Here is a 26,389-nt window from a genome sequence, read left to right on the forward strand (position 1 = left end):
GATGTTTTATGGATTTATTAAAAAAATTTAACCCTAATTTAGATAAAATTGAAATTTCACTCATTCGTCAATTTGACCAACAGGTTTCATCTATCCCTGATATTATCAAGTTGACGTTGGGAGAGCCTGATTTTTATACACCTGAACATATCAAGCAAGCAGGAATTGCGGCGATTGAAAATAATCAAAGTCATTATACTGGAATGGCTGGTTTATTAGAATTACGTCAGGCTGCTAGTGAATTTTTGTTAAAAAAATATGGTTTATCTTATGCTGCTGAGGATGAAATATTAGTCACTGTTGGAGTGACCGAAGCGATTTCTAGTGTTTTGCTGTCAATTTTAGTTGCGGGTGATGAGGTTTTGATTCCAGCCCCTGCATACCCTGGCTATGAGCCTTTAATTACGCTTGCTGGTGGTTCTTTGGTTGAAATTGATACCAGAGCTAACGATTTTGTTTTAACGCCTGAGATGCTTGATCAAGCGATTATTGAGCGTGAAGGAAAAGTTAAAGCTGTTATTTTGAATTACCCCGCAAATCCTACAGGAGTAACTTATAATCGTGAACAAATCAAGGCTCTAGCTGAGGTTTTGAAAAAGCATGAAGTTTTTGTAATTGCTGACGAGGTTTATTCTGAATTAAATTACACTGACCAACCGCATGTGTCAATTGCTGAATATGCCCCTGAGCAAACGATTGTTCTTAATGGTTTATCAAAGTCACACGCGATGACCGGTTGGCGAATTGGATTAATCTTTGCGGCGCGTGAATTAGTGGCACAGATTATTAAGACGCACCAATATTTGGTGACTTCGGCTTCCACTCAGTCTCAATTTGCTGCGATTGAGGCTTTAAAAAATGGAGCTGATGATGCCCTGCCGATGAAAAAAGAATATCTTAAACGTCGTGATTATATTATTGAAAAAATGTCAGCTCTTGGGTTTAAAATTATTGAACCAGATGGAGCTTTCTACATTTTTGCAAAAATTCCAGCTGATTTGGAGCAAGATTCATTCAAGTTTGCGGTTGATTTTGCAAAAGAAAATGCAGTTGCCATTATTCCCGGTATTGCTTTTGGTCAGTACGGTGAGGGATTTGTCCGCTTGTCTTATGCGGCTTCAATGGATGTCATTGAGCAGGCAATGGCAAGGTTAACAGATTATGTAACTAAAAAACGTGGCTGAGAAATCTGTCAGTAAAATTAAAATCACTGATGGCAATTGCAAGAGTTGTCAGTGATTTTTTTGATATAATGAAGTAACTTATTGAAAGGGGAAAATCATGCGTGATGCCGAAACTCAAGGTTTAGTACTTTATAGTCGTAATTACAAAGAAAAAGATAAATTGGTCAAGATTTTTACAGAGTCTTTTGGTAAGCGGATGTTTTTTGTCAAAAATTTTGGAAAATCTCCTTATGCCAGTTCCTTACAAGCTTTTACTGATGGAAAATTGACGGCAACAATTAATGACGGAGGATTTTCTTTTATCGAAGATGTCAGTGAAGTCGTTGTTTATAAAAATATTAGTGCAGATATTTTCATCAATGCTCATGCCTCTTATATCATAAGTTTAGCTGATGCAGCCATTTCTGATAATCAATACGACCCAGCACTTTATGGATTTCTAAAGCGAAGTTTGGAACTTTTAGACCAAGGATTTGATATGGAAGTCGTGACTAATATTTTTGAATTACAAGTTCTTCATCGTTTTGGGGTTTCATTGAACTTTTCAGAATGTGCTTTTTGTCATAAAACAGTAGGACCATTTGATTTTTCTTATAAATTTAGTGGCTGCCTTTGTCCAAGGCATTTCGATGAAGATTTGCGAAGAAGTCATCTTGATCCTAACGTGATTTATTTAATCAATCTTTTTCAAGAAATATCTTTAGATGAACTCAAAAAAATCTCGATAAAAGCAGAAATGAAAGCGAAAATTCGTCAATTTATTGATGGACTTTATGATGAATATGTTGGGATTCATTTAAAATCCAAAAAATTCTTGGACGGAATGTCTGGTTGGGCGGATATTATGAAATAAACCTGTGGATAAGTCGCTGGAAGTTCTGTCAGTAAATTTATCCACAGTGGAAAACTTAAAATTACTGACAGAAACCTCTAAATATTTCTGTCAGTAAAAAATGAGGAAAATTTATGGACTCAAAATCATGGGGAAGAGTTTTTCGTGAAATTCGCGAAACGAAAAATTTGTCATTAGCCAAAGTTGCAGGAGATTATGAGAATTCACCAAATCTTATTACTTCAAAGCAACAAGTTTCACGTTTTGAACTTGGTAAATCTGATATCACACTCACAAAAATTTATGATTTAGTTGAAAATATGGGACTTTCTTTTGAAGAATATCTTTATCATGTCAGAAATTATGATCTTCCGAGTGGACGAGCACTTTTTGAAGAACTTGGACGATTACAAGAACTTGATAATTTGCCTGAAATTGAAAAAATTTATCAAGAACTAGAAGTCAGATTTGCGGAAACTCAAAAACAAGCCGATTACTGGAATGCTTTAGAATACAAGTCATTTTTGGCACAAAAAAACTATAAATCTTATCAGATAAGTGAAGAGGAAATTCAATATATTAGTGATGACCTATTTTCCATATTGGAATGGGGCGAGGCTGAACTCTTTTTATTTAGCGAATTTATTTATTTTTTACCTGAAACTCTTGTTTTTGAGTTTTCAAAAGAGCTGATTAAACGGACAAAGTTTTATCGAAAAATACCAGAAAATAAAACTCAAGTCACCCTCGTTATTCGAGATTGTACCAATTATTTTATTGAAAAATCTCAGGTGGAGCAAGCTGAAATACTTCTAAATAGTTATGAAAAATTGATTGAAAGTCCGATTGTTGACGTTTATTCTCGTAAAGAGTATCTATTTGTTGAAGGAAATTATCAATTTTTGATTGGTAATATAGAAAAAGGAAATCAGATTTTTGAAAATTTAGCCATTATGTATGAAAAATTAGGTTATGACAACGCGGCAAGTTATATGAGAGAAAAGCGTCACAAATAAGTGACGTTTTTTCGTTTTGAAAAATGGAGTGATAGAATGATTTTAGACAAAATCATTTTTGTTAGAAAAGCAAAATTTGATTACTTATGAGATAGGATTAGAGTGAATGATATGCGACTTATTACTAAAAATTCAGCCTTTCGCTCGCTTTTTTTGTGTGGTGTCTTTAATACAACGGGGAGTAATTTATTTGCTCTCGCTTTTCTTATTTATGCTTCAACTTATCCTAATAGTAAGTTTTATATTTCTCTTGTGGCCTTATTTATGGTAATTCCCACGTTTTTTAATGCTTATATGGGTTATTTGGCGGACCGCACTAAGGATAAAAAGCGTGCGCTATTTATGACGTCTTGGATTCAGACAATCTTGTTTATCGGCGTCGCTTTTGCCATTGAACAACGTTCATTTTTTGTTTTTTTGTTCTGTATTCTGGTCAATTTGGTAGATGAACTCCTTGCTATGTATAAAGACGGCTTGGAATTACCGATTATGCAAAGTCGTGTATCATCAGATGATATTCAACCTGCTTACGGGTTAATACAGGGCGCAAGTTCTTTGATTGGAATTGTCGGAAAACCAATTGGTCTAGCACTTTTGGCTATTTTAGGAAATTCTTTTTCCATGTTGGCTCTGGTGAATGCTGGTTTGTACTTTATATCAGGAATAGTCTTATTTGAGAGTAGAAAATATCTGTACATAGAAGTTACAAAAAAACCTGACGGAGGAAAATTTCATTTTTCACTCAAGGAAACACTCTTGCAAATTATAAAAGTATTCAAAGTTGAGGGGACGACGTCAGCAATTTCTCTTATTATTATCATACTGATTATTAATTTTTCAATTAATGGAATTTTACCATTGATTGACCTAGCAATGGTGCACCACAATCCATTTGGTCATAACTTTGGATTGGCTGTTACTGTATTTAGCCTTTCATTTTCTTTAGGTGTCTTCATATCATCGTTTTTTATGCACGATTTTTTTCAAAAAAAGAACTTAAGCTTTATATTGAAATTAGTTTTGGGACTGCTTATCTTGTTTTCTTTATTCCTTATGTCTTTTGGACTCGTGTCTATTGCACTATTTTTCGCTATCGGATATTGTTTTGCTAAGGTTAATCCGAAACTTACAAGTATTATCTTTCAGATTATTCCAAAAGAAGATTTGGCGACCATTCGGGGAGGAATTTCAACATTTTTTGCAACAGCAAGTTCGATGGGAGTTTTAGTATTTGTGGCTTTGGCTAATCTTATTGGTCTTAGTTTAACTTTTTATATTATTGCTTTCATCTGTTTTATTGCTTTAATTAGTCCTACTTTTATAAATTTATTCAAAAAAAATCACTGACAGATTATTTCGTCAGTGATTTTTCTTATTTTAAACGTGAATTGGCAAGCCATCAGCCAATTCAGCTGTATCCATAATCGCTTCACCAAGTGTTGGGTGAGGTTGGATAGTCAATGAGATATCTTTAGAAGTCAAACCATTTTCAATCGCTAGTGACAAACCAGAGATCAAGTCAGATGCGCCAGGACCAACGATTTGAGCACCAATTAAGGCACCTTCTTTAGTTTCGGTAATCAAACGTAAGAAACCAGTGGTATCATTCATTGAAATGGCACGACCATTTGCAGCAAATGGGAACTTAGAGATCTTGACATCTTTACGGTCTTTAACTGATTCAGGCGTTTCTCCAACTGTTGCTAGTTCAGTTGTTGTATAAGCAACGGCTGGCAAAGCAACGTGCAAGTCCACGTCGTCTTCAGCTCCAGCAATGGCCGCTGCAGCAACTTTAGCTTGGAAAGAAGCTTTGTGTGCGAGCATTGGTCCAGGAACCACATCACCAATCGCGTAAATATGAGGAACATTAGTTGCATAAGAATCGTCAACTTCAATCAAACCACGGTCAGTCAATTTGACATCAGTATTGTTCAAGCCAATCAAATCAGTATTTGGACGACGTCCAACAGAAACGAGTAAGTAATCACCAGTTACTGTTTGTTCTTTTCCGTCAACTTCAAAAGTTAAAGTCACATCTTTATCGGTTTGAGTAGCTGATTTAGCCATCGCCGATGTAAAGATTTCAGAACCAGCAGATTTCACACGATTCGCAATGATATCAGACATTTCTTTATCAAAACCGTTTAAAATGTGGTCCAAGCCTTCAACAATTGTAATCTTAGAACCGAGCATGCGGTAAGCTCCACCAAGCTCAGAACCAATAACGCCACCCCCAACAATAATCAAATGTTTAGGCACTTCTGGAAGTGACAAAGCACCTGTTGAGTCAATAATACGACCACCAAATGGGAAAGATGGGATTTCAATAGGACGTGAACCAGTTGAGATAATTACATCGTTGAACTGCAAAAGTTGGAAACCATCTTCTTGTTCAACATTGATTGTATTGTTATCAATAAACTCAGCTGTTCCTTGAATTACATCAACTTTGTGTTTTTTAAGTAGCATTTTAACGCCACCTGTCAACTGGTTGACAACTTTATCTTGTTTCCATTTTTGGGCAGATTCCCAGTTTAATTTAACATTTCCGACAGAAAGTCCAAAAGGATTTTCACCCTTTTCTTCTTCCAAAGATTCTTGATAATGATGACCGATATTAATCAATGCTTTTGATGGGATACATCCAATATTTAAACAAACCCCACCGACATTATCTTTTTCAATAATCGTAACTTTTTTACCAAGTTCAGCCGCACGGATGGCCGCAACATAACCGCCAGGGCCTGAACCAATAACAACCAAATCAACTTCTGTTGCTTGTGCACCAACAACCATTTTTTATTCCTCTTTTCTTGTAAACTTCAATGTCAACTAGGGTTTACAACGTTGTAAACTTACTGACAGACTTGTCCTAAGAATTTTATTTAAAAACTATGACGGAAACTTATGAAAACGATATTTTTTCATAAGTTTTCTAATAAGACGATTAGCGAATGTCCGTTAGGAATTCGCGTGTAATGAATAGGGGATTCAGCACCATTCATTACATCGTATTAAATTTCCATAAGCATGAACTCAGGGTCAGCCAAAAGTGATTTCAAGTAGTTAAGTGATGTTTGACCCAACATACCATCAATCAAACGGTGGTCATAAGTCATAGACAATTTCATGTTTTGTCCTACGACAATTTCACCTTCACCATTGACAATTGGTTCTTTAACAATTGAACCCAAACCTAAAATCACAACATCAGAACCGTTGATGATTGGTGTAAACCAAGAACCACGAGCAGAACCAATATTTGAAATTGTAATCGTTGAACCTTGCATTTGTTGAGGTTTAAGTGTTCCTTCACGTGTAGCAGTCGCTAATTCAGCAATTTCTTTTGCAATTTCAAGGATTGATTTAGTTTCAGCTTCATGAATGACTGGGACATATAAACCAGTTGGGGCATTTACAGCAATCCCAAGGTTGACATGTTCATGATAAACAATTTCTTGCTTATCATAGTCAACAGAAGCATTAATTTCTGGGAACTTATGAGCAGTAGTTGCCAAGGCTTTAGCAACATAAGCAAGGTAAGTCAATTTGATATCTTGTTTTGCTGCTACTTCTTTAAAGACGGCGCGATGTTTAACAAGTTTAGAAACTTCCACTTGATCAAAGTTTGTTACTGGTGGAATATGAGTGTGTTGAGCAGTCATAACTTTAGAAACAACTTTACGAGTTGGATTCATTGCTTCACGACGATCTCCAGCCACAGATTTAACAGTTGGGGCTTTTTCCGTAGCTTTATCGGCTTTAGGCGCAGGTGCCACAGGAGCTGATTCTGGAGCCACAGGAGCGATTGGTGCAACGCTACCAGATTCAAAAGCTTTAACGTCAGCCAAAGTTGTATGCCCATGACGACCAGTTGCAGGTACTTGAGTTAAATCAATTCCCGCTTTACGAGCATAATGACGGACAGATGGCATAGCAAGAATATGTCCAGTAGAAGTTGTTTTTGTCAATGGCGCATCAGTAGGTGCAGCGGCTGCTTTAGGAGCTTCCGCAATTGGCGCAGGACTAGCAGCAGGAGCAGGATTACTTGAAGATTCACCATTTCCATTGTATTCAATCAAAGGAGCACCAACTTCTACAGTTGTTCCTGCTTCGACGAAAAGTTTTGTGACTTTTCCAGAGTAAGGAGAAAGAATCTCTTGCATGAGTTTATCGTTTTGAACTTCTGCAACAGGATCATCTTCTTTAATTTCATCGCCAACTTTAACGAGCCAGTTGGCAATATCGCCTTCATGCATTCCTTCACCAATATCAGGCATGGTGAAGATTTGAGCATTGCCAGAAGGAGCATCAGAACTTGCTGTTTCTTGAGCGGAAGGAGCAGGAGCAGCTGCAGCTGCAGAAGTTCCTGAACCGTCTCCATCAAACTCAACCAAAGGAGAATCAACTTCTACAGTTGTTCCTTCTTCAACGAAGAGTTTTGTTACAGTCCCAGAGTAGGGAGAGAGAATTTCTTGCATGAGTTTATCATTTTGTACTTCAGCAATTGGATCATCTTCTTTAACAACATCTCCAACTTTAACCAACCAGTTGGCAATGTCCCCTTCGTGCATTCCTTCGCCAATATCAGGCATTTTAAAAATCTCAGTCATAATCAACCACCTCTTTAACTTTATTCACGATATCTTCAGCTTTAACTGCCCAATCATTTTCCGCTTGTGCAAATGGGAAAATTGAGTCTGGACCAGTTACGCGTCCAATAGGTGCTTTAAGATTCAAGACAAAACGTTCTGAAATTTCAGCCATTACATTTGCCGCAATACCAGCGGTACGTTGAGCTTCTTGAACAACAACAACACGTCCAGTTTTTTCAACTGTTTTACCGATTGATGCGATGTCAAGAGGAGCAACAGTTCTAAGGTCAATAACTTCAGCTTTGATTCCATCTTTTTCAAGTTGTTCAGCAGCTTTGAGAGCAAGAGGAACAGTTCCACCATAAGCAATGATTGAAACATCAGAACCCTCTTTAGCGACGGCTGCTTGGTCAAGCGGTGTTGTGTAGTAACCCTCAGGAACTTCACCTTTTAATGAACGGTAAAGGTGGAGGTTTTCAAGGAAAATAACAGGGTCATTATTTTCAATTGATGCGAGTAGCAAACCTTTAGCATCCGCTGGATTTGAAGGCATGACCACACGTACCCCAGGGAGTTGTGAAAACAATCCTTCGATTGAATCAGCATGCATTTCAGGTGTTTTAGTTCCGATACCATAAGGCGTACGCACGACAATATTATTTGAACGAGTGTTATTAAAACGATAACGTGTCCGGCTCATTTGTCCAGCAATTGAGTCGAAAACTTCAAAGATAAAGGTCCCGAATTGGATTTCCATAATTGGGTGGAAACCTTGTGTTGCAAGACCAATTGCCATTCCACCAATTCCTGATTCTGCGAGTGGAGTATTGAAAACGCGGTCTTCACCATATTTTGCTTGAAGTCCGTCAGTGGCACGGAAAACCCCACCATTTTGTCCGACGTCTTCACCAAAAATGAGTGCATCTTTGTCTTTTTCAAGCGCCAAATCAAGCGCTTCTGTAATTGCTGCAATATAAGTTTTTACTGCCATTCTTATTTGCCCTCGCTTTCAAATTTTGCAATTTGTTCTGCCATTGCTTGGCTTGGCACTTCAAGTGTATTTTTAATGAAGCTTGAAATTTTTTGTTTTTCAACATTATTTGCTTTCTTGATATCAGCATCAATACGTGCATCAAGCTCAGCAACATAAGCTTCTTCTTTATCTGTATCCCAAAGTCCTTTTTCAGTTAAGAAATTACGCATACGGACGAGTGGTTCTTTTTTCCACCAAGCTTCAATATCTTCTTTAGTACGATAGCGAAGTGGGTCATCACCAGCCGTTGAATGGGGTTCAAGACGGTTTGTAATAGCTTCAATAACAACCGGACCATTTCCAGCTACTGCCCAAGCACGAGCTTCTTTAGAAGCAAGATACATGGCAATTGCGTCCATTCCATCAACAACGATAGACGGAGCGCCGGCAGCCCAACCTTTAGCGGCCAAATGAGGAGCAGCACTTTGTAGGCTACGAGGAGTCGAAATGGCAAAACCATTGTTTTGGATAAAGGCAACAAGTGGGGCTTTATAGGCACCAGCAAAGTTGATTCCTTCATAAGTGTCCCCTTGTGAAGAACCACCATCTCCAGTGTAAACGAAGGCTACAGCATCTTTTTTACGTTTTTTAAGTCCGAGTGCTACACCAGCGGCCTCAACGTATTGAGCACCGATAATAATTTGTGGAAACCATGAGTTTACAGGTTTACCATCATCAGTGGTATATTCATTACCAAGTTGATGTCCACGAGACCAAAGAAGCCCTTTCCAAATTGGCCAACCTTTAGCGTAGATTTGTGGCAAATCACGATAACCTGGGAAAAGCCAGTCTTCATCAGTGAAAGCAAAAGCTGAGGCCATTTGAGAAGCTTCTTGACCAGCGTGAGGTCCAAAGAATCCCATACGTCCTTGTTTAGCTAATTTCATTGAGCGAATGTCAACTTGTCGTGCAAAAAGCATGCTTTTAAAGAGTTCAACTAGTTTTTCATCAGAAAGTCCTGCACGTTTAAGACCTTCTTCGTCAACAATTTTTCCTTCTTCATTAAGAATTTGTAGCATTGGAAATGCGGTGTCTTGCAGTGATAGCTGCGCTTTGAAATCTAAGATTTGTTCTGAATTTGACATAATAGATTCCCTTTCTATTTTATGTGTCTATAATTAGAAATTTATCATTTTTTGGAGAAATTTCCTAAGGTTATGCTTGTGAAATAAGTTAGTCGACTCGATAGTCGGCTTTGAATATTTCAGAAAGTTCGGTATTTTGAATTGTTCCGAAATATTGCCCGTCCTTATTTGCTTCAAGGACTTGTAGGACAGCTGCGGGTTCAAATTCGACACCAATAAATTGGTCTTTAATATCCCGCCAGTCGCGAACCCCCAAGAAATCTCCTTGGAAATTAATTTCGGTAATTTTACCATTTTCAACATTGACTTGAATATCAATAGCTCCGCCGGTAAATTTAGCGTGGTTTTGGAAGGAGAACTTAGGTGATTCACCATAATTCCAGTCCCATGTAGCAAATTGTTCATCACGTATTTTTTTGATGGAATCAAGTTGCTCATCAGTTAAGACCAATTCGCCGTCTTTTCCTTCGTCAGTGAGGTAGTATTTCAAGGCTTCAATAAAGCTATCTAAGCTTAATTCATCAGGCGCAAAATCTTTAATATTTCCTACTCGAGCACGGACTGATTTGGCAGCTTTACTGACAAATTTTTCATCGGATACATTAAGCGAGCGAATCATAGCTTCAACATCGGTATCCCAAAGTAGCGTTCCGTGGTGCATGAGATATCCTCCTGCATAGCGTTGCGCATTCCCTGAAATCTTTTTGCCTTCAACTTCAAGGTCATTACGTCCGGTGATTTCTGCTTTAATTCCTACAGCATGAAGTGCTTCATACATAGGCTGAACAAACTTTTTAAAGTTTACAGAACCAGAATTTTCAACTGGAACAAAAAAGGTGAAACAAATGTTACCCTCATCATGATAAACAGCGCCACCGCCAGATACCCGACGAACAACTTGGACGTCATGACTGTCAATGTAGTCCTGATTTACTTCGGCAAAAGTATTTTGGTTGCGCCCAACAATAACCGCACGTTTGTTTTGCCAGAGAGCAAAAACAGGCTCAGTTGGCTTTAAGTTGTAAAGAAGCCAGCTGTCCATCGCGATATTGGTGTAAGCGTCTTGACCTAGATAGTTAATAAATTGCATATTTATGCATCCCTTCCAAATCCTTGTGCTTATTTTGTCAAATAAGTTTGACAAAATAACACGCACGATTTAATTATACCCTTTGTGAAACAAAATGTAAAGAAAAATGCTTCACGCTTACAATTGCTACACTATGTGATTTTATCTTCAAAATTTTGTGAAGTAGATATCATTTATGGACGAAAAAGCAGCCTATTTTGGCTGCTCTTGAATTTGTTGACGAATTTTTAAGGCTTGTTCAGGATAATCGGTAATGATTCCAGCTACATTTTGTTGAAAAGCTTTGCGCATTTCAGACTCTTGATTAACGGTCCAGAGGCGAAAGGGTCTATTAGAAGCTTTTAGAAGAAGTGGGTGCTTGAGTGCGTAATTTCTGCGGGGATGAATTCCGGTGATAAAGTCGGTCAATATGCCCTCTTGGCGTTTTTTTAAGTGTAAAATATTTTTTGTTAAATAATTTATTTCAATCTTAGGCTCAAGTTCGTGAATTCTTTTTAAGGACTGCAAATTAAAGGAGCTATAAATATAAATAAAAGGCCATTTACTCTCTGTCATTAATTCAGATAATTTTTTTTCAATTCCAGGATAGTTAAATTTATCGGTTTTAATTTCAATATTTAAATAACCGCTAAAGGATAAATCTGTCAGTAATTTTAATACTTCTGAGAGGCGAGGAATTTTTTCGTCAGCAAAATTAGGATGATACCAAGAGCCAGCATCAAATTTTTGTATATCAGCAGAAGTCATTTTTCTAACTAAGCCTTTGCCGTTTGTTGTCCGGTCAATTTTTTCGTCGTGGATGACGATTAATTCATTATCAAGCGATAAATGGACGTCTAACTCGATTCCATCAGATTGAACGCGGATGGCTTCACGAAAGGCAGCAAGTGTATTTTCTGGATTATTAGATTTTGAACCACGATGCGCAAAAACTAAGGTTTTTGAATTCAAGTTTGGCTTGAGAGGTTGCTCAGTTTTGAATTTATTTACTCTTTTTTTATCAAGTTGAGTAAGTGTTTTATTGAATACACTGGATAAGAAATTCATCAGATATTGCCTTTCAATTTTTGAATTAATTTTGCTGACGAAGATTCAAAAAATCCTCTGACAAACTTGTCAGCAAATTTATAAATGAGATTCTTCATATTCTTGCTCGATTTCACTGACAAAAAGATGCATGATTTTATCGCGTTTCTCGCCCAATCGTTTTCCTTCTGTGGTATTCAATAAATCTTTCAACAAAAATAATTTTTCATAGAAGTGGTTGAGTGTTGAGTTATCTTGCTGAGCATGATAATCCTCTTTAGACTTATAGGTCAAAGGCTGATGATTTGGGTCATAAATAACTCTATTTTTTGCCCAACCATACTCAAGTGTACGAACAATCCCCCAGGCTCCCATCGCATCCAGGCGGTCCGCATCTTGGACAATCTGTCCATTCAAAGTCAGTGCTTTTTTTTCACTTAAATTACTTGAAAAACTCATGTTGTCAATAATCGAAAATATTTCATCACTAACTTTTTTACTTATTCCAATGTCATTTAAAAAATTGAGGACTTTTGTCTTTTGTTTAGGAACATCAGTCGTTAATTTTTCGTCATAAGTATCGTGCAAATAGCAAGCGGCAAGGACAAGCTCAGAATCTGCTGATGGTTCTGTCAGTAGAATTTTTTGAGCAAGATTCACAACCCGCTCGATATGATCAAAACCGTGTCCATCATTGCTACCACTATGAATTTTTCGCGCAAAATTGGCAATTTCTTCTAATTTATTCATGAATTTCATTATAACAAAAAAACGACTAGAGCCGTCTTTTTGGTTTTTATTAAGCTTTCTTTCCGGATTTGAAGAAAGCAACAATGAACAGAATTCCTGGAATCAGGCTTCCTGACCCGAAAATTGCAATAATCGCAACAATGAGTAAAACCATTCGCCAAGTTGCATCTTCTAAGCGACTTGCAGCATACCAACTCAAAATCACAAGAATAAGAAGAGGAATGACTGAAAATACACCACGTGCTCCAACGTTTGCAAGAATCACGAGATGAAAGAATTTAGTAAATGTGTTCAGACTTCCAGCAATAAAAAGGAAAATAAAATAAATCGTTTGTAAAATATTTCCCACTAATGCATACCTTTTTGCACTTTCCATAAGTAGAACCTCTTTGAAATTTTATAGTCTATTAAACAAGATTAATATAGCAAAAAATAACATAAATTTCAATAAGGTGTCAAAATAATGAATTACCTAAAATAATTGATTCCCATTGCATTCTTGACTTCATCAAGCGTTTGGCTAGCTACAGCTTCGGCTTTTAAAGAACCAGCCTTGAGCATATCGTAAACATAATCCATATTTTGCGCAAATTCAATACGTCGTTCGCGAATTGGTGAAAGTTCACGTTCAAGCACTTCAAGAAGGAAACGTTTTGTCTTCACATCGCCAAGACCTCCCGCTTGATATTGAGCTTTCATTTCGGCGATTTGTTCAGCATCTTCAGCTTTACCGAAAACATCAAGATAATGGAAGACCATGTTCCCTTCGATTTTACCAGGATCTTCCACTTTGATGTGGTCAGGGTCAGTATACATTGACATGACTTTTTTCTTGAGTGTATCCATGTCATCAGCAAGGAAAATTCCGTTACCGAGTGATTTAGACATTTTGGCATTTCCATCAAGTCCAGGCAAGCGACCGGCTGCTTCATTCTCAGGGTAAATTCCTTCTGGTTCAACCAAAATATCAGTATGGTAAGCATTGTTGAATGAGCGAACAATCTCGCGTGTTTGCTCAATCATTGGTTTTTGGTCATTTCCGACTGGGACATGAGTGGCTTTGAAAGCAGTAATATCAGCAGCTTGAGAAACAGGGTAAACCAAGAATCCCGCAGGAATTGATTCCCCAAAAGCTTTTTGGGCAATTTCTGTTTTTACAGTAGGGTTGCGTTCAAGTCGAGCAAGTGAAACTAAGTTCATATAATACATTGAAAGTTCAGCTAATTCGGGAATTTGACTTTGAATAAAAATAGTTGATTTTTCAGGGTCAAGACCTGCAGCTAAATAGTCAAGAGCAACATCGCCGACTGATTGACGAATAAGTTCAGGGTCTTTGGCATGGTCAGTCAAAGCTTGTTGGTCAGCTAAGAAAACAAACATATTGTATTTATCTTCATTTTGCATCTTGACACGATTTTGTAGGGAGCCAACATAGTGGCCAATATGAAGTTTTCCCGTTGGACGATCGCCGGTTAAAATAGTTGGTTTTGTCATTTTTTTCTCCTTTGTAGATGAGTTTAGTTTGTTTATTTGAACAGTGTAAACTGGTTTACACCTAATAAAAAAATAAAAAAAAGCACCCGTAGAACTATAAAAAGTCCTACGGGCGCTTTTGAGCGCGGTGCCACCGTAATTTTAAAATCAAATGATTTTCTTAAGACCTGTCAGTAAACAGGTTGCTGTGTAACGGAAGCGGCCGTGATTCATTATTTTTTTAAATCAAATTCATTAGTTAATAACAAGCCCATTCACCTTGCTGAAAACGTTGGTTTACACAACCACCAACTTCCTAGAGATTTCAAAATCAAAGTTACTTTCTTGTTGTAATAAATTTTACACTTTTTGACTAAAAGTGTCAAACTAAAAAAGTAGAAAATCAATTTCTTGAATTAGCAAAGGCAAAAAGCTATACTCAGATTAGAGTAAAGATTTAAAAATAAAACATAGGAAACTCAAAATAGAAGGATAGCAATAGCTATTTTAGGAGGAAAATATGGCAAATATATCAAAAGCATCAGCACATTGGGAAGATACCCTAGAAAACGGTTTTGGAACAATTTCGGCAGAAAGTTCTCAAATTTTTACAGAAACTCCTTATAATTTTAAGGCTCGTTCTGAAAGTCAAGCGCACATCACAACTCCAGAAGAACTCTTAGGTGCCGCTCATGCTGCCTGTTTTAGTATGGCCTTTTCAATGGTTTTGGGGCAAAAAGGCTTGGTAGCAAAAAGTATTGACACAACAGCGGGTGTCACTTTTGAAACGACAGCAGACGGTCCAGCGATTACAAAAATTAAATTAACTAATCATTCGGTAATTCCCGGAATTTCTGAAGCAGATTTTCAAGAAATTGCAAAGATTGTGAAAGAAAGTTGTCCAGTTTCTAAGGCATTAGCCGCTGTAAATATCGAACTCGAAGCTACTTTGGGATAAGTTCTCTTTGAAATATTAATCTAAAAACTAAGTTATCTTAAATGGCTTAGTTTTTTTGCTTATACTGGGGAAATAATGAGAAAAAAGGTGAGCTTTCTGATATAATTTAACTAATAAAAATTTTAATAAAGTCTTGTCTTATTAAAGTAAGAGAGGTTTCGATGAAAGAAAATAAATTATTATCACCGGCTGCCATTTTTTTGTTGGGAGTGAATTCCATAATTGGCTCAGGTATTTTCTTACTTTCTGGAAAAATATATGAAGACGCTGGGATTTGGAGCTTGCTAGCCATTTTATTTGCTGGTCTATCCATTTTTGTAATTGCTTTTGCTTATGCAAATATGAGTAAGATTTACTCAAAAAATGGAGGAGCTTTTGTCTATGCCAAAGAAACATTTGGGCGCTTTCCGGGTTTTATTGTTGGAATGGTGACTTGGTTATTGGGGACAGTGACATTGGCAACGGAAGTTTCGGCCTTGCTCACAGCCTTGAAAATGATTTTACCGAATCTTAATAGTCGATTAATTGGCTTGATTATTATTTTAGCTCTGGGCTTGATTTCCTATTTTGGAAGTTCAATTATTGCTGGTTTAGATAATCTGACCTCATTTGTGAAAATATTATTGGTTCTTGTTTTTGTTTGTACTTGTCTTTGGTTAGTGCGTGCTGTTAATTTTACAAGTCCACATTTATTGACTGTCTCATCAGCAAATTTAGGTGGTTTCAAAGGATTTTTATCAGCTTATGGAACAGTTTTCTTCTTTTTTACAGGATTTTCTTTTTTACCGGTCAATGCTGAAAAGATGAAAAATCCAGCGAAAAATTTACCTAAAATGATGGCACTTGTGATGCTCACTTGCTTAACTGTCTATTTGATTATTCAAGCAATTACAATTGGAGCACTTGGTCCTGAATTGACTAAAACATTGGTTCCAGCGGCAACGGCTTTTAGTAGAGTTGTAGGGGCAATCGGGATTCCACTCTTTGTCATTGGGATTTGTTTTTCAATTTTTGGTGTGATTGTAGCAACTACGTTTAATACACCAACTATCCTAGCAAGTTTAGCTCAAGCACATGAAGATGTTCCAATGTTTGTTGCGAAAAATAATCGCTTTGGAACACCAAGTTGGGCGATTATTTTGACGACACTGTGTGCCATGGGACTTTTTCTAAGTGGTAACTATGTTTTTCTGAGTGGTTTAACCGTATTTATGAGTTTTGTTCAATATTTATCAACCGGTCTTGCCAATATTAAGAAAAAATTCCTGTGGATTGGAATTGGTTCAGTACTTTTTTCTCTTGTTTTACTGACAAGTTTTACTTTGTCTGTTCTACTTTTAGGTCTAGGAATAATAATTTTATTAGTGATTATTTATTTTGTAGTCAAATTAGATGATGATGAACGTGAAAAATGGCTTAAAGAACATCAAGAAAAATCAAAAGCTGCGGATGTTAATACTGTTAAGCGTTTATAAGTGCTGTCAGTAATTCTGAAATTACTGACGAACATTTTTAAGAATTTGTCAGTAAAAAAACTCGGTTTCCCGAGTTTTTTTATTTGTCCATATTTTCAAAATGTTTGACTAACTTACCAGAAACATCTGACTCTAACATTTTGTGAATTTGTTTCAAAGCAGAGGCAATCGCCAATTCACTTGAATTTCCGTGAGCCTTGACTACCGGTGCTTTAAGTCCAACAAAAGCAGCTCCACCAGCCCCATCTGTACTCATCAAATCTTTAAGTCCAGACAAAGGTTTTTTGATTAGAGCTCCACCGATTTTAGTGGTGACACTTCCGGCCATGATTGCTGATTTTATTTCTTTCATGAGAACAGTCGCTGTACCTTCGATTGCTTTCAAAATGGCGTTTCCCGTGAAACCATCAGTTACTACAACGTCAGCTCCACCAGAGAGTAAATCACGTGATTCAATATTTCCAATAAAATTAATTTCAGTCATTGCTGACAAAATTTCATGTGCTTCTTTGACAGTTGGCGAACCTTTAGATTCTTCTGAACCATTTGAAATCAAAGCTACTCGTGGTTTTTCGATTCCGCGAACATTTTCAGCGTAATAAGAACCCAAAATGGCAAAATCAACGAGATGATGTGCAGTATTTTCAGTATTTGCCCCTAAATCAAGCATATCAAACCCACGTCCATCAGCCGTTGGTAAAGTTGACATCAAAGCTGGTCGTGAAACTTGTTTAATTCTCTTGACTAACATTAATCCAGCTGTTAAAAGAGCGCCCGTTGAGCCCGCAGAAAGGACAGCATCGGCTTCCCCTTTTTTCACAGCAGTCACTGCCCGAACGAGTGAACTGTCTTTTTTTGATTTGATGGCAGCAACCGGATCATCATGAAAATCGATGACTTCAGTGGTTTCAATAATTTCAATAGCTGTTTCATCATCTAAAAATTGACGAATTTTTGCCCCATCTCCGTAGAGTTGGAAGGTAACATCAGAAAGTTCTTTCTTTGCCAAGTTTACACCTTTGACAATATTTTCGGGAGCAAAATCTCCTCCCATTGCATCAATTGCAATTTTCATATTTTTATTTTCTCCAAATCAAATAATATCTCATTAAAATTATAACAAAAAAAGTGACCAGATAGTCACTTTTTTTCACAATAGATAATCTATTGAAGAAATTTACTGCTCATTTAAAATATTTTCAATTTCAACAAGGACAGCATCTTCGTCATTAGAAAGAATGACTTTGTCAGCCAGAGCAAGAATTTCAGGTGCTGCGTTGCTGACAGCAAAAGAAGAACCAGCGTATTCAAACATTTCCAAATCATTCATTTGGTCACCAAAAACAGCTAAATTTTCAGGGAGCCAATTAAAATGTGCTAGTAAATGTGCCAGACCTGAGGCTTTTGAAATTCCATTTGGTACGATATCAATACTAGTAAAACCAGTCGTTGTCGCCCTGACAAAAGAAAGACGGTCAGTAATCCATTGCTCACAGTCCCGAACATGGTCCTCAGGAAAGTTTGTGGTAACCTTGAGAAGCTTGTCATCAATTTCATCTAATTGGTGATAAAGCTGACAGTTAGGATAGTAAAGTTTGGCATGCGTCAGGTATTCTTTAGAAATTCCTTCAGGGTAATAAGCTCCTTTGAGACCAGAAATCAGATAATCACTTTTAGGACTGAATGGCATTTCTTGCAAGTCATCAATCAATTCTTGCGTTTGGGCAACAGTCAAATCTTTGGCAAAGAGGATTTCTCCTTTATAAGCAACGACGCCACCGTTTTCGGCGACAAAAGCCATCTGGTCTTTATATTCAGCAAAAACCTCTGTTAAACCAAGTAAAGAACGGCCAGAAGAAGCGGCGAAAAGAAGATTTCTATCTTGAATTTCTTTAATTAGTTCCGCAAGTTTTTTGTGATTATAAGAATGGTCATTGCGCAGAAAAGTTCCGTCCATATCTGTAGCAAAAAGTTTTAAGTTTTTAGTCATGACTTCTCCCTAATTCATTGATGATGTACCAATGAATGAAAATTAGTTCTGTCAGTAAATTTTACTAACAAGAAATGTCAGCAAAGCTGTAGTTCATTTATGTGTAACTCAAGCGTTTCCCGAGGGTCGCGCCTAATTAGTGACAGAACTCCCAGCAAAGCTGTCAGTTGTTTTATGTGCAGCTAAAGCGTTCTCTGAGGGTCGCGCCTAATTAGTGACAGAACTCCCAGCAAAGCTGTCAGTTCTTTTATCTACAACTAAAACGCTCCCATAGGTCGCGTTTTACTGACAGAGCTGTAAACTTGGTTTACACAAGAGTGTAAACGATTTGAAAAGTAGTAATAATTGCTGACAGAATGGTCAGCACCAATAATTAATCGGCCCAGAGTTCTTTAACTTTTTCTTGAACTTCCGAATTATCTAAGAAGTCGTCATAAGTTTCACCGATACGATCAATAACACCAGATTTACCAAGAACAACGATGTGGTTGGCAATGGTATTAATAAATTCATGGTCATGTGAAGCAAAGAGGATTGAACCTTTAAATGATTTCAAACCGTCATTAAGCGCAGAAATTGATTCCAAGTCCAAGTGATTGGTTGGGTCATCAAGAACAAGCACATTAGCACGTTGAAGCATCATTTTAGAGAGCATCACACGAACTTTTTCTCCCCCTGAAAGGACGTTGACAGCTTTCAAAGATTCTTCACCTTTGAAAAGCATACGTCCAAGGAAGCCACGAAGATACGTATTATCGTCTTCTTCTTTTGTCAATACAAATTGACGCAACCAGTCAAGGATTGGTTCATTTGAATCAAAATCTTTGCTGTTATCTTTAGGAAGATATGAACGAGAAGAAGTTACTCCCCATTTAATATCGCCAGTGACTGTCCAGTTATCTTCCACATCATCCATCAATGCACGAAGTAATGTTGTTTGTTGGATATCATTTTGACCAATGAAAACTGTTTTATCGCCAGGATTTAAGATGAATGAAATGTTTTCAATAATCATTTCTCCATCAATCGCAACTGAAAGATTTTCAACACGGAGCAAGTCATTTCCGATTTCGCGTTCTTGTTCAAAACCAACAAATGGGTACTTGCGTGATGAAGGAACGAATTCTTCAACTTCAATTTTATCAAGCATTTTTTTACGTGATGTCGCTTGTTTTGATTTAGAGGCATTGGCAGAGAAACGAGCGATAAACTCTTTCAACTCAGCAATTTTTTCTTCAGCTTTACGATTTTGGTCGCCTTGCAAACGAAGAGCGAGCTCAGAAGATTCTTTCCAGAAATCATAGTTCCCTGGGTAAAGTTTGATTTTACCGTAGTCAAGGTCAGCCATGTAAGTACAAACATTGTTCAAGAAGTGACGGTCATGGGAAACGACGATAACGGTATTTTCAAAATTAATCAAAAAGTCTTCAAGCCAAGCAATCGCTTGAATATCTAGTCCATTGGTTGGTTCGTCAAGAAGAAGGACGTCAGGTTTACCAAAAAGGGCTTTAGCAAGAAGAACTTTCACGTGTTCGCCAGAAGTCAAATTAGCCATCAAATCCGTATGTTGTTCAGCTTTAATACCGAGGTTTTGCAAAAGACGAGCAGCGTCAGCTTCGGCTTCATAACCGCCCATTTCGCCAAATTCGGCTTCAAGTTCAGCAGCTTTCATGAAGTCATCATCTGTTGCGTCAGGATTCATGTAGATGGCATTTTTTTCTTGATTAATGGCGAAAAGTTTTTCATTCCCCATCATCACAACATCAAGTGGTGTTTGATCTTCATAGTCGTAGTGATTTTGACGAAGAACGGACATCCGCTCATTTGGCCCCATTGAAATATGACCTGTTGTGGGTTGAATTTCGCCGTCCAAGATTTTCAAGAAAGTTGATTTACCGGCACCATTGGCACCAATTAAACCATAACAGTTTCCCGGTGTAAACTTGATGTTTACTTCGTCAAAAAGCTTGCGGTCAGAGAATTGTAATGAAATATCAGATACTGTAAGCATTATTTTTTCCTTTTTACTGATGAGAAAAATCTCAATTATTTTTCGATAAAGTAGTTTGACTACTTTTGTGCTTAAAAATAAGCATTCTGCCCTTATTTTATCATAAAAGTTGGACTTTATAAAGCCCATTTTTCTAAGAGCTATCGACGAAACTGTCAGTAAAATTAACTATTTTTTGAGTTCTAGCAATATCCTATCAGAGTGAAAGGATATTTCTAAAAAAATGAGGCAATTTTAGTTTCGATTCAGTGTAATTTTAGCAATACTTAAGCAAGCCACATTATAATGTACTTATTCCAATAAAATTTTTCATAAAGTTTACTCCTAAACAAAAGAATGAGCGGCTGGTTACCGCTCATTTTTTTATTTTTAGGTTAGCATTTAAAGAAAATGATAATGTCAGTTGTTTTAAGATATAAAACAAATTGACATTTTCGTAAAAAATTAGTAAAATTAGTGTGTTTAAATAAAAAAGACTTAAGACCTAAGGAAGAAATTTTATGAAAAAGAAAGTTTATCGTAATACTGCTGCTTTTAAATTATTGGCTTGGGGATCATTTGCCCTTTTTGTTATTTTGATTCTTATTGGTTTGTACACCCTAAAAGAGCCACTCATGGTTAAAGGCTATTATTTAATGGGAACTGTTGGAGTTATCTCATCAGCATTCACAATTGCAAAAGTAACTAGAGATGACCAAGAAGATGATGAACGTTATAATGAAATGTTTCGAGCAGTTAAACAAGAACAAGAATAGAATAAAAGCCCTTTAAAGGGCTTTTTAAATTTCTGCTTATTTTTTTAAATCTTATATCTCGGGAAATTAATATATTAACTTTTTATTGAATGACTACAAAGTCATACAGTTGATAGGCTTAGGCTTTCTTTTTAGCGACACGATTAAGCATAAAAGTAGCCAGTCGACTGAATAATCTTGGATGAGCTCGCGCAATATGAACGACTGCTCGATCACCAAATGAGTTGAAATAACGACGTTTTGGATTTTGGTCAGTTGCCGCTTTATAGAAAAGTTCAGCAAGGTCAAGTGAAGTCGCCCCCACGGAAGCATTACCAGAAAGTGCGTCTTGTATCTTTTCAACTAATGGTTGATAAAAACTATCTTTTTTCAAGTTTTTCAGCGCATTTCCTATAGCAATTTCGCCCCAGCTGGACGCAGTTCCGCCAGGTTGTATAATGATTGATTGTGCACCAAAGTCCTTGATTTCAACATCCAGTGCATCGCTCCATTGTTGAAGAGCAGCTTTTGTTGCATGATAATAACTTCCCAAAGGCATATACAAATCGCCACCAATAGATGAAATATTAATAATTCGCCCAGATTTTTGAGCACGCATCGTAGGCAGAACAAGCTGAGTTAGCTCCACAGCGCCAAAGAAATTCGTTTCAAATTGCTTACGGACATTTTCCATTGGAATTTCTTCGGCTGGACCAAACTCACCATAGCCAGCATTATTGATAAGTACGTTGATTTGCTGTGTTTGTTTCAGGATTTCAGCGATAAAAGCATGATTAGAAGCAGAATCTGTGACGTCAAGTTTTAGCCCGACAATATTTTGATCGGTCGGAATCTTTTCGACACGTCGAGCACCAGCGAATACTTTCCAACCTTTACTTGCAAAGACTTTGGCTGCTTCATAGCCCATTCCATTAGAGGCTCCTGTGATGATAACTGTTTTCATAATATTTTTCCTTTTTTAGTTAAATGAACGTTCATTTATTTTTATTTAATGATTATAACTGAATAAGCATTCACTTGTCAAGTATAAAGTTTTTTTAAAAATAATATATTTTTTTACGATAAAAATAGACTTTAAATTATAAAAAAACCTCTAAAATTTTTAGAGGTTTTTCTTAATGGCATCAACAGAAAGTTCAATCATTTGTTGGATTTCAGCATCGTCAGGTTGGGTACCCATCTGTGCATGGTAAAGTAAGTTATTCATAATTCCGCCTGCAGTCCAACTGATTAGAAGATGTTGGGAGAGAGGTTTAATTTTACCAGAGTCAAGAAGACGATCATAAAGTGCGACGATGACCTCGGCCCGTTTATTTGAATAAGCAATACCATGAGGAGCTATTTCACTTGGATTTTCAAGGGCTGCCCGCATAAAGATAGCATGTTTGGGATAAGTTGTCCACTTGTCAATAAGATGTCTAAGTAATTTTTTGAACTGTTCAAGTGGGTCAGAAACAGAGAGGATAATTTCCTCTTGCCCCTCATCCAGAATATCTTTAACTCCAATCAAAATTTGACTTAACATATCAGCTTTATCTTTATAATAGACGTAGATAGTTGCCGGACTAACACCGGCTATTTTAGCAACCTTAGCAATTGAAAGTCCGACCAATCCTACTTCCTTGGTCAGTTGAAAAACAGCTTGTGTGATTGCCTCTTTTTTATTTTCATCAATTTTTCTCATACTTATATTTTAAGTAAATGAACATTCATTTGTCAAGTCGCTTAGATTTTAGTTTCAGTAAAGTCAAAATTTAGCAATATTTAAGAGAAACTTACTATACTATATTTATTCCAATAAAATTTTTCATAAAAGTTTACTCCTAAACAAAAAATGAGCGGCTGGTTACCGCTCATTTTTTTATTCTATTTCAACTTTTTTGTAGACTTGAAAGATTCATAAGATAAACAAAGAGTAGGATTGAAAAGCAACTTCCTAAAAGACTTGTCAAAAAGAATCCTAAACCTAGTGTACGCCAAAGTCCTATAAAAGTTTCTGGCGATAGGGCCAATTTTAAGGAAACACCAACAAATATTCTTCCTAGAACGACTTCTAAAAACAAGTCATAAATATAAAGAAGCATAAAGCTAAAAGAGAGAAAGGGAGTAATTTTCCATTTTCGTAAACAAGACAAGATTATCCAAAGAAGTAATAAAATTAGGAGGGTACTCGTCACTGGTTTTTGCACCCAAAGATAGAAAAAATAATTTTCGCGACTTTTTGCTAAATCAAAATTAGTACCGAATTTTATTTGATTGATTGTAGCAGGTAAAAACATTGCTCCAATCCAAAAAAGGAAGACCAGACAAATCTGCCAAAGTTTAATTATGTTTTTTTGTTTATTATCAGTCATCATCAACCTCTAATTCTTATTATCAGTAAACATTTGTTTTGATTATATGATGACTAGAACAAATGATATAAACATCAAGAAGCACCGAATTCTAATATTAGTCTGTAAAATATCGAATATACAAAATCAAGTTTCAGTTTAGCCCAATTTTAGTAAAACTTAAGTGAGTTTCACTATAATATACTTATTCCAATAAAATTTTTCATAAAAGTTTACTCCTAAATAAAAGATGAGCGGCTGGTTACCGCTCATTTTTTTATATTTTTTCCAATGCTTGTTCTAAATCAGCTATCAAATCAGTCACATCTTCAATGCCGACTGACAAACGAATTGTTCCTTTAGAAATTCCTGCACTAGCAAGTTCTTCATCATTGAGTTGTTGGTGAGTGGTTGAAGCAGGATGAATAGCAAGTGATTTTGTATCTCCAACATTGGCCAAAAGGGAGAAAATTTCGAGATGGTCAATCAGGTCTCTCGCTTTTTTCTCGTCTTTATCCTTGAGTTCAAAGGTAAAGATAGAGCCAGCATCTTTCGGATAATATTTTTGATAAAGCGCATGGTAAGCATTAGATTCAAGCAGGGGGTGATTGACAAGTTCAACTTTCGGGTGTTTGTCTAAGAAATCTACAATCTTTTTAGTATTGGCAATATGACGTTCAACACGAAGTGAAAGTGTTTCGAGTCCTTGCAAGAAAAGCCAAGAATGAAAAGGTGAAAGGGCTGCCCCCGTATCTCTTAGTAAAATAGCTCGGATTCTTGTTACAAAAGCAATTTCACCCAATTCGGCGAATTTAATGCCATTGTAGCTTTCATCGGCTTGTGTAAAATCAGGAAATTTCCCATTGGCCCAATCAAAGTTTCCACCATCAACAATTACCCCGCCAATAGAAGTTCCGTGACCACCAATAAATTTTGTTGCAGAGTGAACAATTACATTAGCGCCGTGTTCAAAAGGTTTAAAGGTTACAGGAGTAGTAAATGTGGCATCAACAATGACAGGAATGCCATGTTTTTTAGCGATTGCACCAACAGCATCATAATCAATGACGTTATTTCCAGGGTTACCTAGCGTTTCATAATAAATAGCTTTGGTCTTTTCATCAATCGCCTCTTCAAAATTCTTCGGGTCATCTGGATTGACAAATTTAGTTGTAATTCCGTATTTTGGTAAAGTCCCAGAAAAAAGATGATAGGTTCCACCATAGAGTGTACTTGCAGAAACGATATTGTCACCGACTGTAGCGATATTCAAGATGGCATAGGTAATAGCTGCTGAGCCAGAACCAACACCAAGGGCTGCACTCCCACCTTCAAGAGCTGCGATGCGTGCTTCAAAAACATCATTAGTTGGATTACCCAAACGTGAGTATATGGCCCCTGGGTCTTGTAGAGCAAATCGTGCCTCAGCATGATCTGAATTGTTAAAGACAAAAGAAGTGGTTTGGTAAAGTGGAACAGCGCGTGCTCCTGTCACTGGATCAGGCTCTTGTCCCGCATGAACTTGCAATGTATCAAATTTATAATTATGATCAGTCATATTTTTTCTCCTATTTGAAAAGTTTAAGATTAGAATTTAAAATACTTATTGATCACATTCGTTGATTATTCGTCAGCAATTCTTGTACCATAGCTTTCTCCTTTGTGCTATAAAACTTATTATCATTATAAGAGATTCAGAAAATTCTGGTTATAGAATTTTTAAATAGTACTGATAGAACTTTTAAAAGTAGAAAAAAGCTTGAAAATTAAAGAGATAATAAAAAAACAGCTCTTGGAGCTGTTTTTTTATTAATGATTATGTTTTTCAAAATAGCGCATAGTTATAAGTAGGGCTTTTCGGAAAATTTTGGGATGTCTACGAGCCACATTCACCATGAATTTATCACCAAAGGCGTGAAGATATCGAAGACTCGGCTTGAGCTCCGTTGCTGCTTTATAAAAAACTTCGGCTAAGTCAGAAGCCTTGGCACTATTTTTCATAAAACGGTCAAGTCCAGAAGCAACAGAATTCACAAGAGGTTGATAAGCCGAATTTTCACTCATGTTCTTTTTGGAATTTTCTAGTGCGATATTTCCCCAGCTTGATTGAGTTCCTCCCGGTTGTACACAAACGGAACGAATACCAAATTGAGCAACTTCGAGGTCCAAAACATCTGACCATTGTTGAAGGGCTGCTTTTGTAGCATGATAGTAGGCACCAAGTGGCATATAGACATCGCCACCAATAGATGAGATATTAACAATGCGTCCATAATTTTGGGCTCTCATCGTTGGTAAGATGAGTTGAGTTAATTCAACAGCTCCAAAAAAGTTAGTTTCAAACTGCTTACGAATCTTATCCATTGGGATTTCTTCGGCTGGCCCATATTCTCCATAACCAGCATTATTGATGAGCACATCAATATGGCCTGCTTCATCTAAAATTTGTTTAACAAAGGCTTTATTGGAGTCAGAGTCTGTAACGTCAAGTTTAATCGCTCTAATTTTTTCACCATCTTGGGGAATTTTGTCAACTCTACGCGCCCCTGCATAAACTTTCCAACCACGTTTGGCAAAAAGTTTAGTAGCTTCAAAGCCCATTCCGTTTGAAGCACCAGTAATTGCAACAGTTTTTTGTGTCATCTCTTTACTATCCTTTCAATTCTTCCTTTGTTTGTTTCTCTAATTTTAAAAATAATTATACCACTTTAGTAAATCAAAGGCTAAAAAAACTTCCGCGGAGTAAACGGAAGTTTTAGGAGTATTTATGAAAAAAGTTTATT

General features: G+C 36.7%; 24 protein-coding genes and 1 other annotated feature. Of the genes, 7 read left to right on the plus strand and 17 right to left on the minus strand.

What is annotated here, in order from left to right; genetic code table 11:
- Positions 1 to 8 precede the first annotated feature (8 nt).
- From KW2_RS00215 to KW2_RS00230, 4 genes are all read left to right on the plus strand, one after another.
- On the plus strand, positions 9 to 1,184 hold the full coding sequence (locus KW2_RS00215) for a pyridoxal phosphate-dependent aminotransferase (protein ID WP_021036516.1): 1,176 nt from the start codon (positions 9 to 11) through the stop codon (positions 1,182 to 1,184).
- Between the two features lie 97 nt (positions 1,185 to 1,281).
- On the plus strand, positions 1,282 to 2,037 hold the full coding sequence (gene recO / locus KW2_RS00220) for a DNA repair protein RecO (protein ID WP_011834171.1): 756 nt from the start codon (positions 1,282 to 1,284) through the stop codon (positions 2,035 to 2,037).
- 113 nt (positions 2,038 to 2,150) lie between these two features.
- Positions 2,151 to 3,032, plus strand: coding sequence for an Rgg/GadR/MutR family transcriptional regulator (locus KW2_RS00225; protein WP_021036517.1), 882 nt, complete (start codon positions 2,151 to 2,153; stop codon positions 3,030 to 3,032).
- Positions 3,033 to 3,143: 111 nt separating this feature from the next.
- Entirely contained in the window at positions 3,144 to 4,379 is a 1,236-nt protein-coding gene (locus tag KW2_RS00230; protein WP_021036518.1) for an MFS transporter, read from the plus strand.
- Between the two features lie 30 nt (positions 4,380 to 4,409).
- On the opposite strand, the gene lpdA is transcribed toward KW2_RS00230, so the two are convergent.
- The 9 genes from lpdA to trpS form a co-directional block, all read right to left on the minus strand.
- Positions 4,410 to 5,828 (minus strand): dihydrolipoyl dehydrogenase, encoded by a 1,419-nt coding sequence (gene lpdA / locus KW2_RS00235; protein WP_010905074.1) that lies wholly within the window; start codon positions 5,826 to 5,828, stop codon positions 4,410 to 4,412.
- Between the two features lie 218 nt (positions 5,829 to 6,046).
- A complete protein-coding gene (locus tag KW2_RS00240) occupies positions 6,047 to 7,645 on the minus strand; it encodes a 2-oxo acid dehydrogenase subunit E2 (RefSeq protein WP_021036519.1) in 1,599 nt (532 codons plus the stop codon).
- On the minus strand, positions 7,638 to 8,618 hold the full coding sequence (locus KW2_RS00245) for an alpha-ketoacid dehydrogenase subunit beta (RefSeq protein ID WP_011834176.1): 981 nt from the start codon (positions 8,616 to 8,618) through the stop codon (positions 7,638 to 7,640). Before KW2_RS00245 ends, KW2_RS00240 begins: the two co-directional genes overlap by 8 nt.
- 2 nt (positions 8,619 to 8,620) lie before the next feature.
- Entirely contained in the window at positions 8,621 to 9,745 is a 1,125-nt protein-coding gene (locus tag KW2_RS00250) for a thiamine pyrophosphate-dependent dehydrogenase E1 component subunit alpha (RefSeq protein ID WP_021036520.1), read from the minus strand.
- A gap of 88 nt (positions 9,746 to 9,833) precedes the next feature.
- Positions 9,834 to 10,835 (minus strand): lipoate--protein ligase, encoded by a 1,002-nt coding sequence (locus KW2_RS00255; RefSeq protein ID WP_021036521.1) that lies wholly within the window; start codon positions 10,833 to 10,835, stop codon positions 9,834 to 9,836.
- A gap of 192 nt (positions 10,836 to 11,027) precedes the next feature.
- Positions 11,028 to 11,882 carry a glycerophosphodiester phosphodiesterase gene (locus KW2_RS00260; RefSeq protein ID WP_021036522.1) on the minus strand — a complete coding sequence of 285 codons (855 nt, stop codon included), beginning with the start codon at positions 11,880 to 11,882 and terminating at the stop codon, positions 11,028 to 11,030.
- Positions 11,883 to 11,960: 78 nt separating this feature from the next.
- Positions 11,961 to 12,611: an HD domain-containing protein gene (locus KW2_RS00265; protein ID WP_041168668.1), complete on the minus strand. Its 651-nt coding sequence runs from the start codon at positions 12,609 to 12,611 to the stop codon at positions 11,961 to 11,963.
- A 49-nt stretch (positions 12,612 to 12,660) separates the two neighbouring features.
- Complete coding sequence (locus KW2_RS00270; protein WP_011834181.1) at positions 12,661 to 12,987, minus strand: hypothetical protein; 327 nt, start codon at positions 12,985 to 12,987, stop codon at positions 12,661 to 12,663.
- A gap of 92 nt (positions 12,988 to 13,079) precedes the next feature.
- Positions 13,080 to 14,105, minus strand: a complete 1,026-nt coding sequence (gene trpS / locus KW2_RS00275; protein WP_011834182.1) for a tryptophan--tRNA ligase — start codon at positions 14,103 to 14,105, stop codon at positions 13,080 to 13,082.
- 105 nt (positions 14,106 to 14,210) lie between these two features.
- Positions 14,211 to 14,446 (minus strand) — a binding site (T-box leader).
- A gap of 158 nt (positions 14,447 to 14,604) precedes the next feature.
- Here trpS and KW2_RS00280 point away from each other — a divergent pair.
- Together KW2_RS00280 and KW2_RS00285 are read left to right on the plus strand one after the other, a co-directional pair.
- Positions 14,605 to 15,042 (plus strand): OsmC family protein, encoded by a 438-nt coding sequence (locus KW2_RS00280; RefSeq protein ID WP_021036524.1) that lies wholly within the window; start codon positions 14,605 to 14,607, stop codon positions 15,040 to 15,042.
- Positions 15,043 to 15,203: 161 nt separating this feature from the next.
- A complete protein-coding gene (locus KW2_RS00285; protein WP_011834184.1) occupies positions 15,204 to 16,517 on the plus strand; it encodes an APC family permease in 1,314 nt (437 codons plus the stop codon).
- A 79-nt stretch (positions 16,518 to 16,596) separates the two neighbouring features.
- Here the strand turns inward: KW2_RS00285 and plsX are convergent, their stop codons facing one another.
- From plsX to KW2_RS00300, 3 genes are all read right to left on the minus strand, one after another.
- Complete coding sequence (gene plsX, locus KW2_RS00290; RefSeq protein WP_011834186.1) at positions 16,597 to 17,592, minus strand: phosphate acyltransferase PlsX; 996 nt, start codon at positions 17,590 to 17,592, stop codon at positions 16,597 to 16,599.
- A gap of 102 nt (positions 17,593 to 17,694) precedes the next feature.
- Complete coding sequence (locus KW2_RS00295; protein WP_011834187.1) at positions 17,695 to 18,507, minus strand: Cof-type HAD-IIB family hydrolase; 813 nt, start codon at positions 18,505 to 18,507, stop codon at positions 17,695 to 17,697.
- A 373-nt stretch (positions 18,508 to 18,880) separates the two neighbouring features.
- The gene (locus tag KW2_RS00300; protein WP_021036525.1) at positions 18,881 to 20,518 is read right to left on the minus strand and encodes an ABC-F family ATP-binding cassette domain-containing protein; all 1,638 of its coding nucleotides are present in this window, start codon (positions 20,516 to 20,518) and stop codon (positions 18,881 to 18,883) included.
- A gap of 500 nt (positions 20,519 to 21,018) precedes the next feature.
- On the opposite strand from KW2_RS00300, the gene KW2_RS00305 reads away from it, so the two are divergent.
- Positions 21,019 to 21,273 (plus strand): YiaA/YiaB family inner membrane protein, encoded by a 255-nt coding sequence (locus KW2_RS00305; RefSeq protein WP_011834189.1) that lies wholly within the window; start codon positions 21,019 to 21,021, stop codon positions 21,271 to 21,273.
- 118 nt (positions 21,274 to 21,391) lie between these two features.
- On the opposite strand, the gene KW2_RS00310 is transcribed toward KW2_RS00305, so the two are convergent.
- The 5 genes from KW2_RS00310 to KW2_RS00330 all read right to left on the minus strand — a co-directional run bounded on the left by KW2_RS00310 (position 21,392) and on the right by KW2_RS00330 (position 26,249).
- Positions 21,392 to 22,216 (minus strand): SDR family NAD(P)-dependent oxidoreductase, encoded by an 825-nt coding sequence (locus tag KW2_RS00310; RefSeq protein ID WP_021036526.1) that lies wholly within the window; start codon positions 22,214 to 22,216, stop codon positions 21,392 to 21,394.
- A 159-nt stretch (positions 22,217 to 22,375) separates the two neighbouring features.
- Positions 22,376 to 22,957 carry a TetR/AcrR family transcriptional regulator gene (locus KW2_RS00315; protein ID WP_011675132.1) on the minus strand — a complete coding sequence of 194 codons (582 nt, stop codon included), beginning with the start codon at positions 22,955 to 22,957 and terminating at the stop codon, positions 22,376 to 22,378.
- A gap of 187 nt (positions 22,958 to 23,144) precedes the next feature.
- A complete protein-coding gene (locus KW2_RS00320) occupies positions 23,145 to 23,627 on the minus strand; it encodes a hypothetical protein (RefSeq protein ID WP_011834193.1) in 483 nt (160 codons plus the stop codon).
- 256 nt (positions 23,628 to 23,883) lie between these two features.
- Positions 23,884 to 25,164 (minus strand): O-acetylhomoserine aminocarboxypropyltransferase/cysteine synthase family protein, encoded by a 1,281-nt coding sequence (locus KW2_RS00325; protein ID WP_021036527.1) that lies wholly within the window; start codon positions 25,162 to 25,164, stop codon positions 23,884 to 23,886.
- A 251-nt stretch (positions 25,165 to 25,415) separates the two neighbouring features.
- Positions 25,416 to 26,249, minus strand: coding sequence for an SDR family NAD(P)-dependent oxidoreductase (locus KW2_RS00330; RefSeq protein WP_011675135.1), 834 nt, complete (start codon positions 26,247 to 26,249; stop codon positions 25,416 to 25,418).
- Positions 26,250 to 26,389: the final 140 nt, after the last annotated feature.

The sequence above is a fragment of the Lactococcus cremoris subsp. cremoris KW2 genome, assembly GCF_000468955.1.
GTDB lineage: Bacteria > Bacillota > Bacilli > Lactobacillales > Streptococcaceae > Lactococcus > Lactococcus cremoris.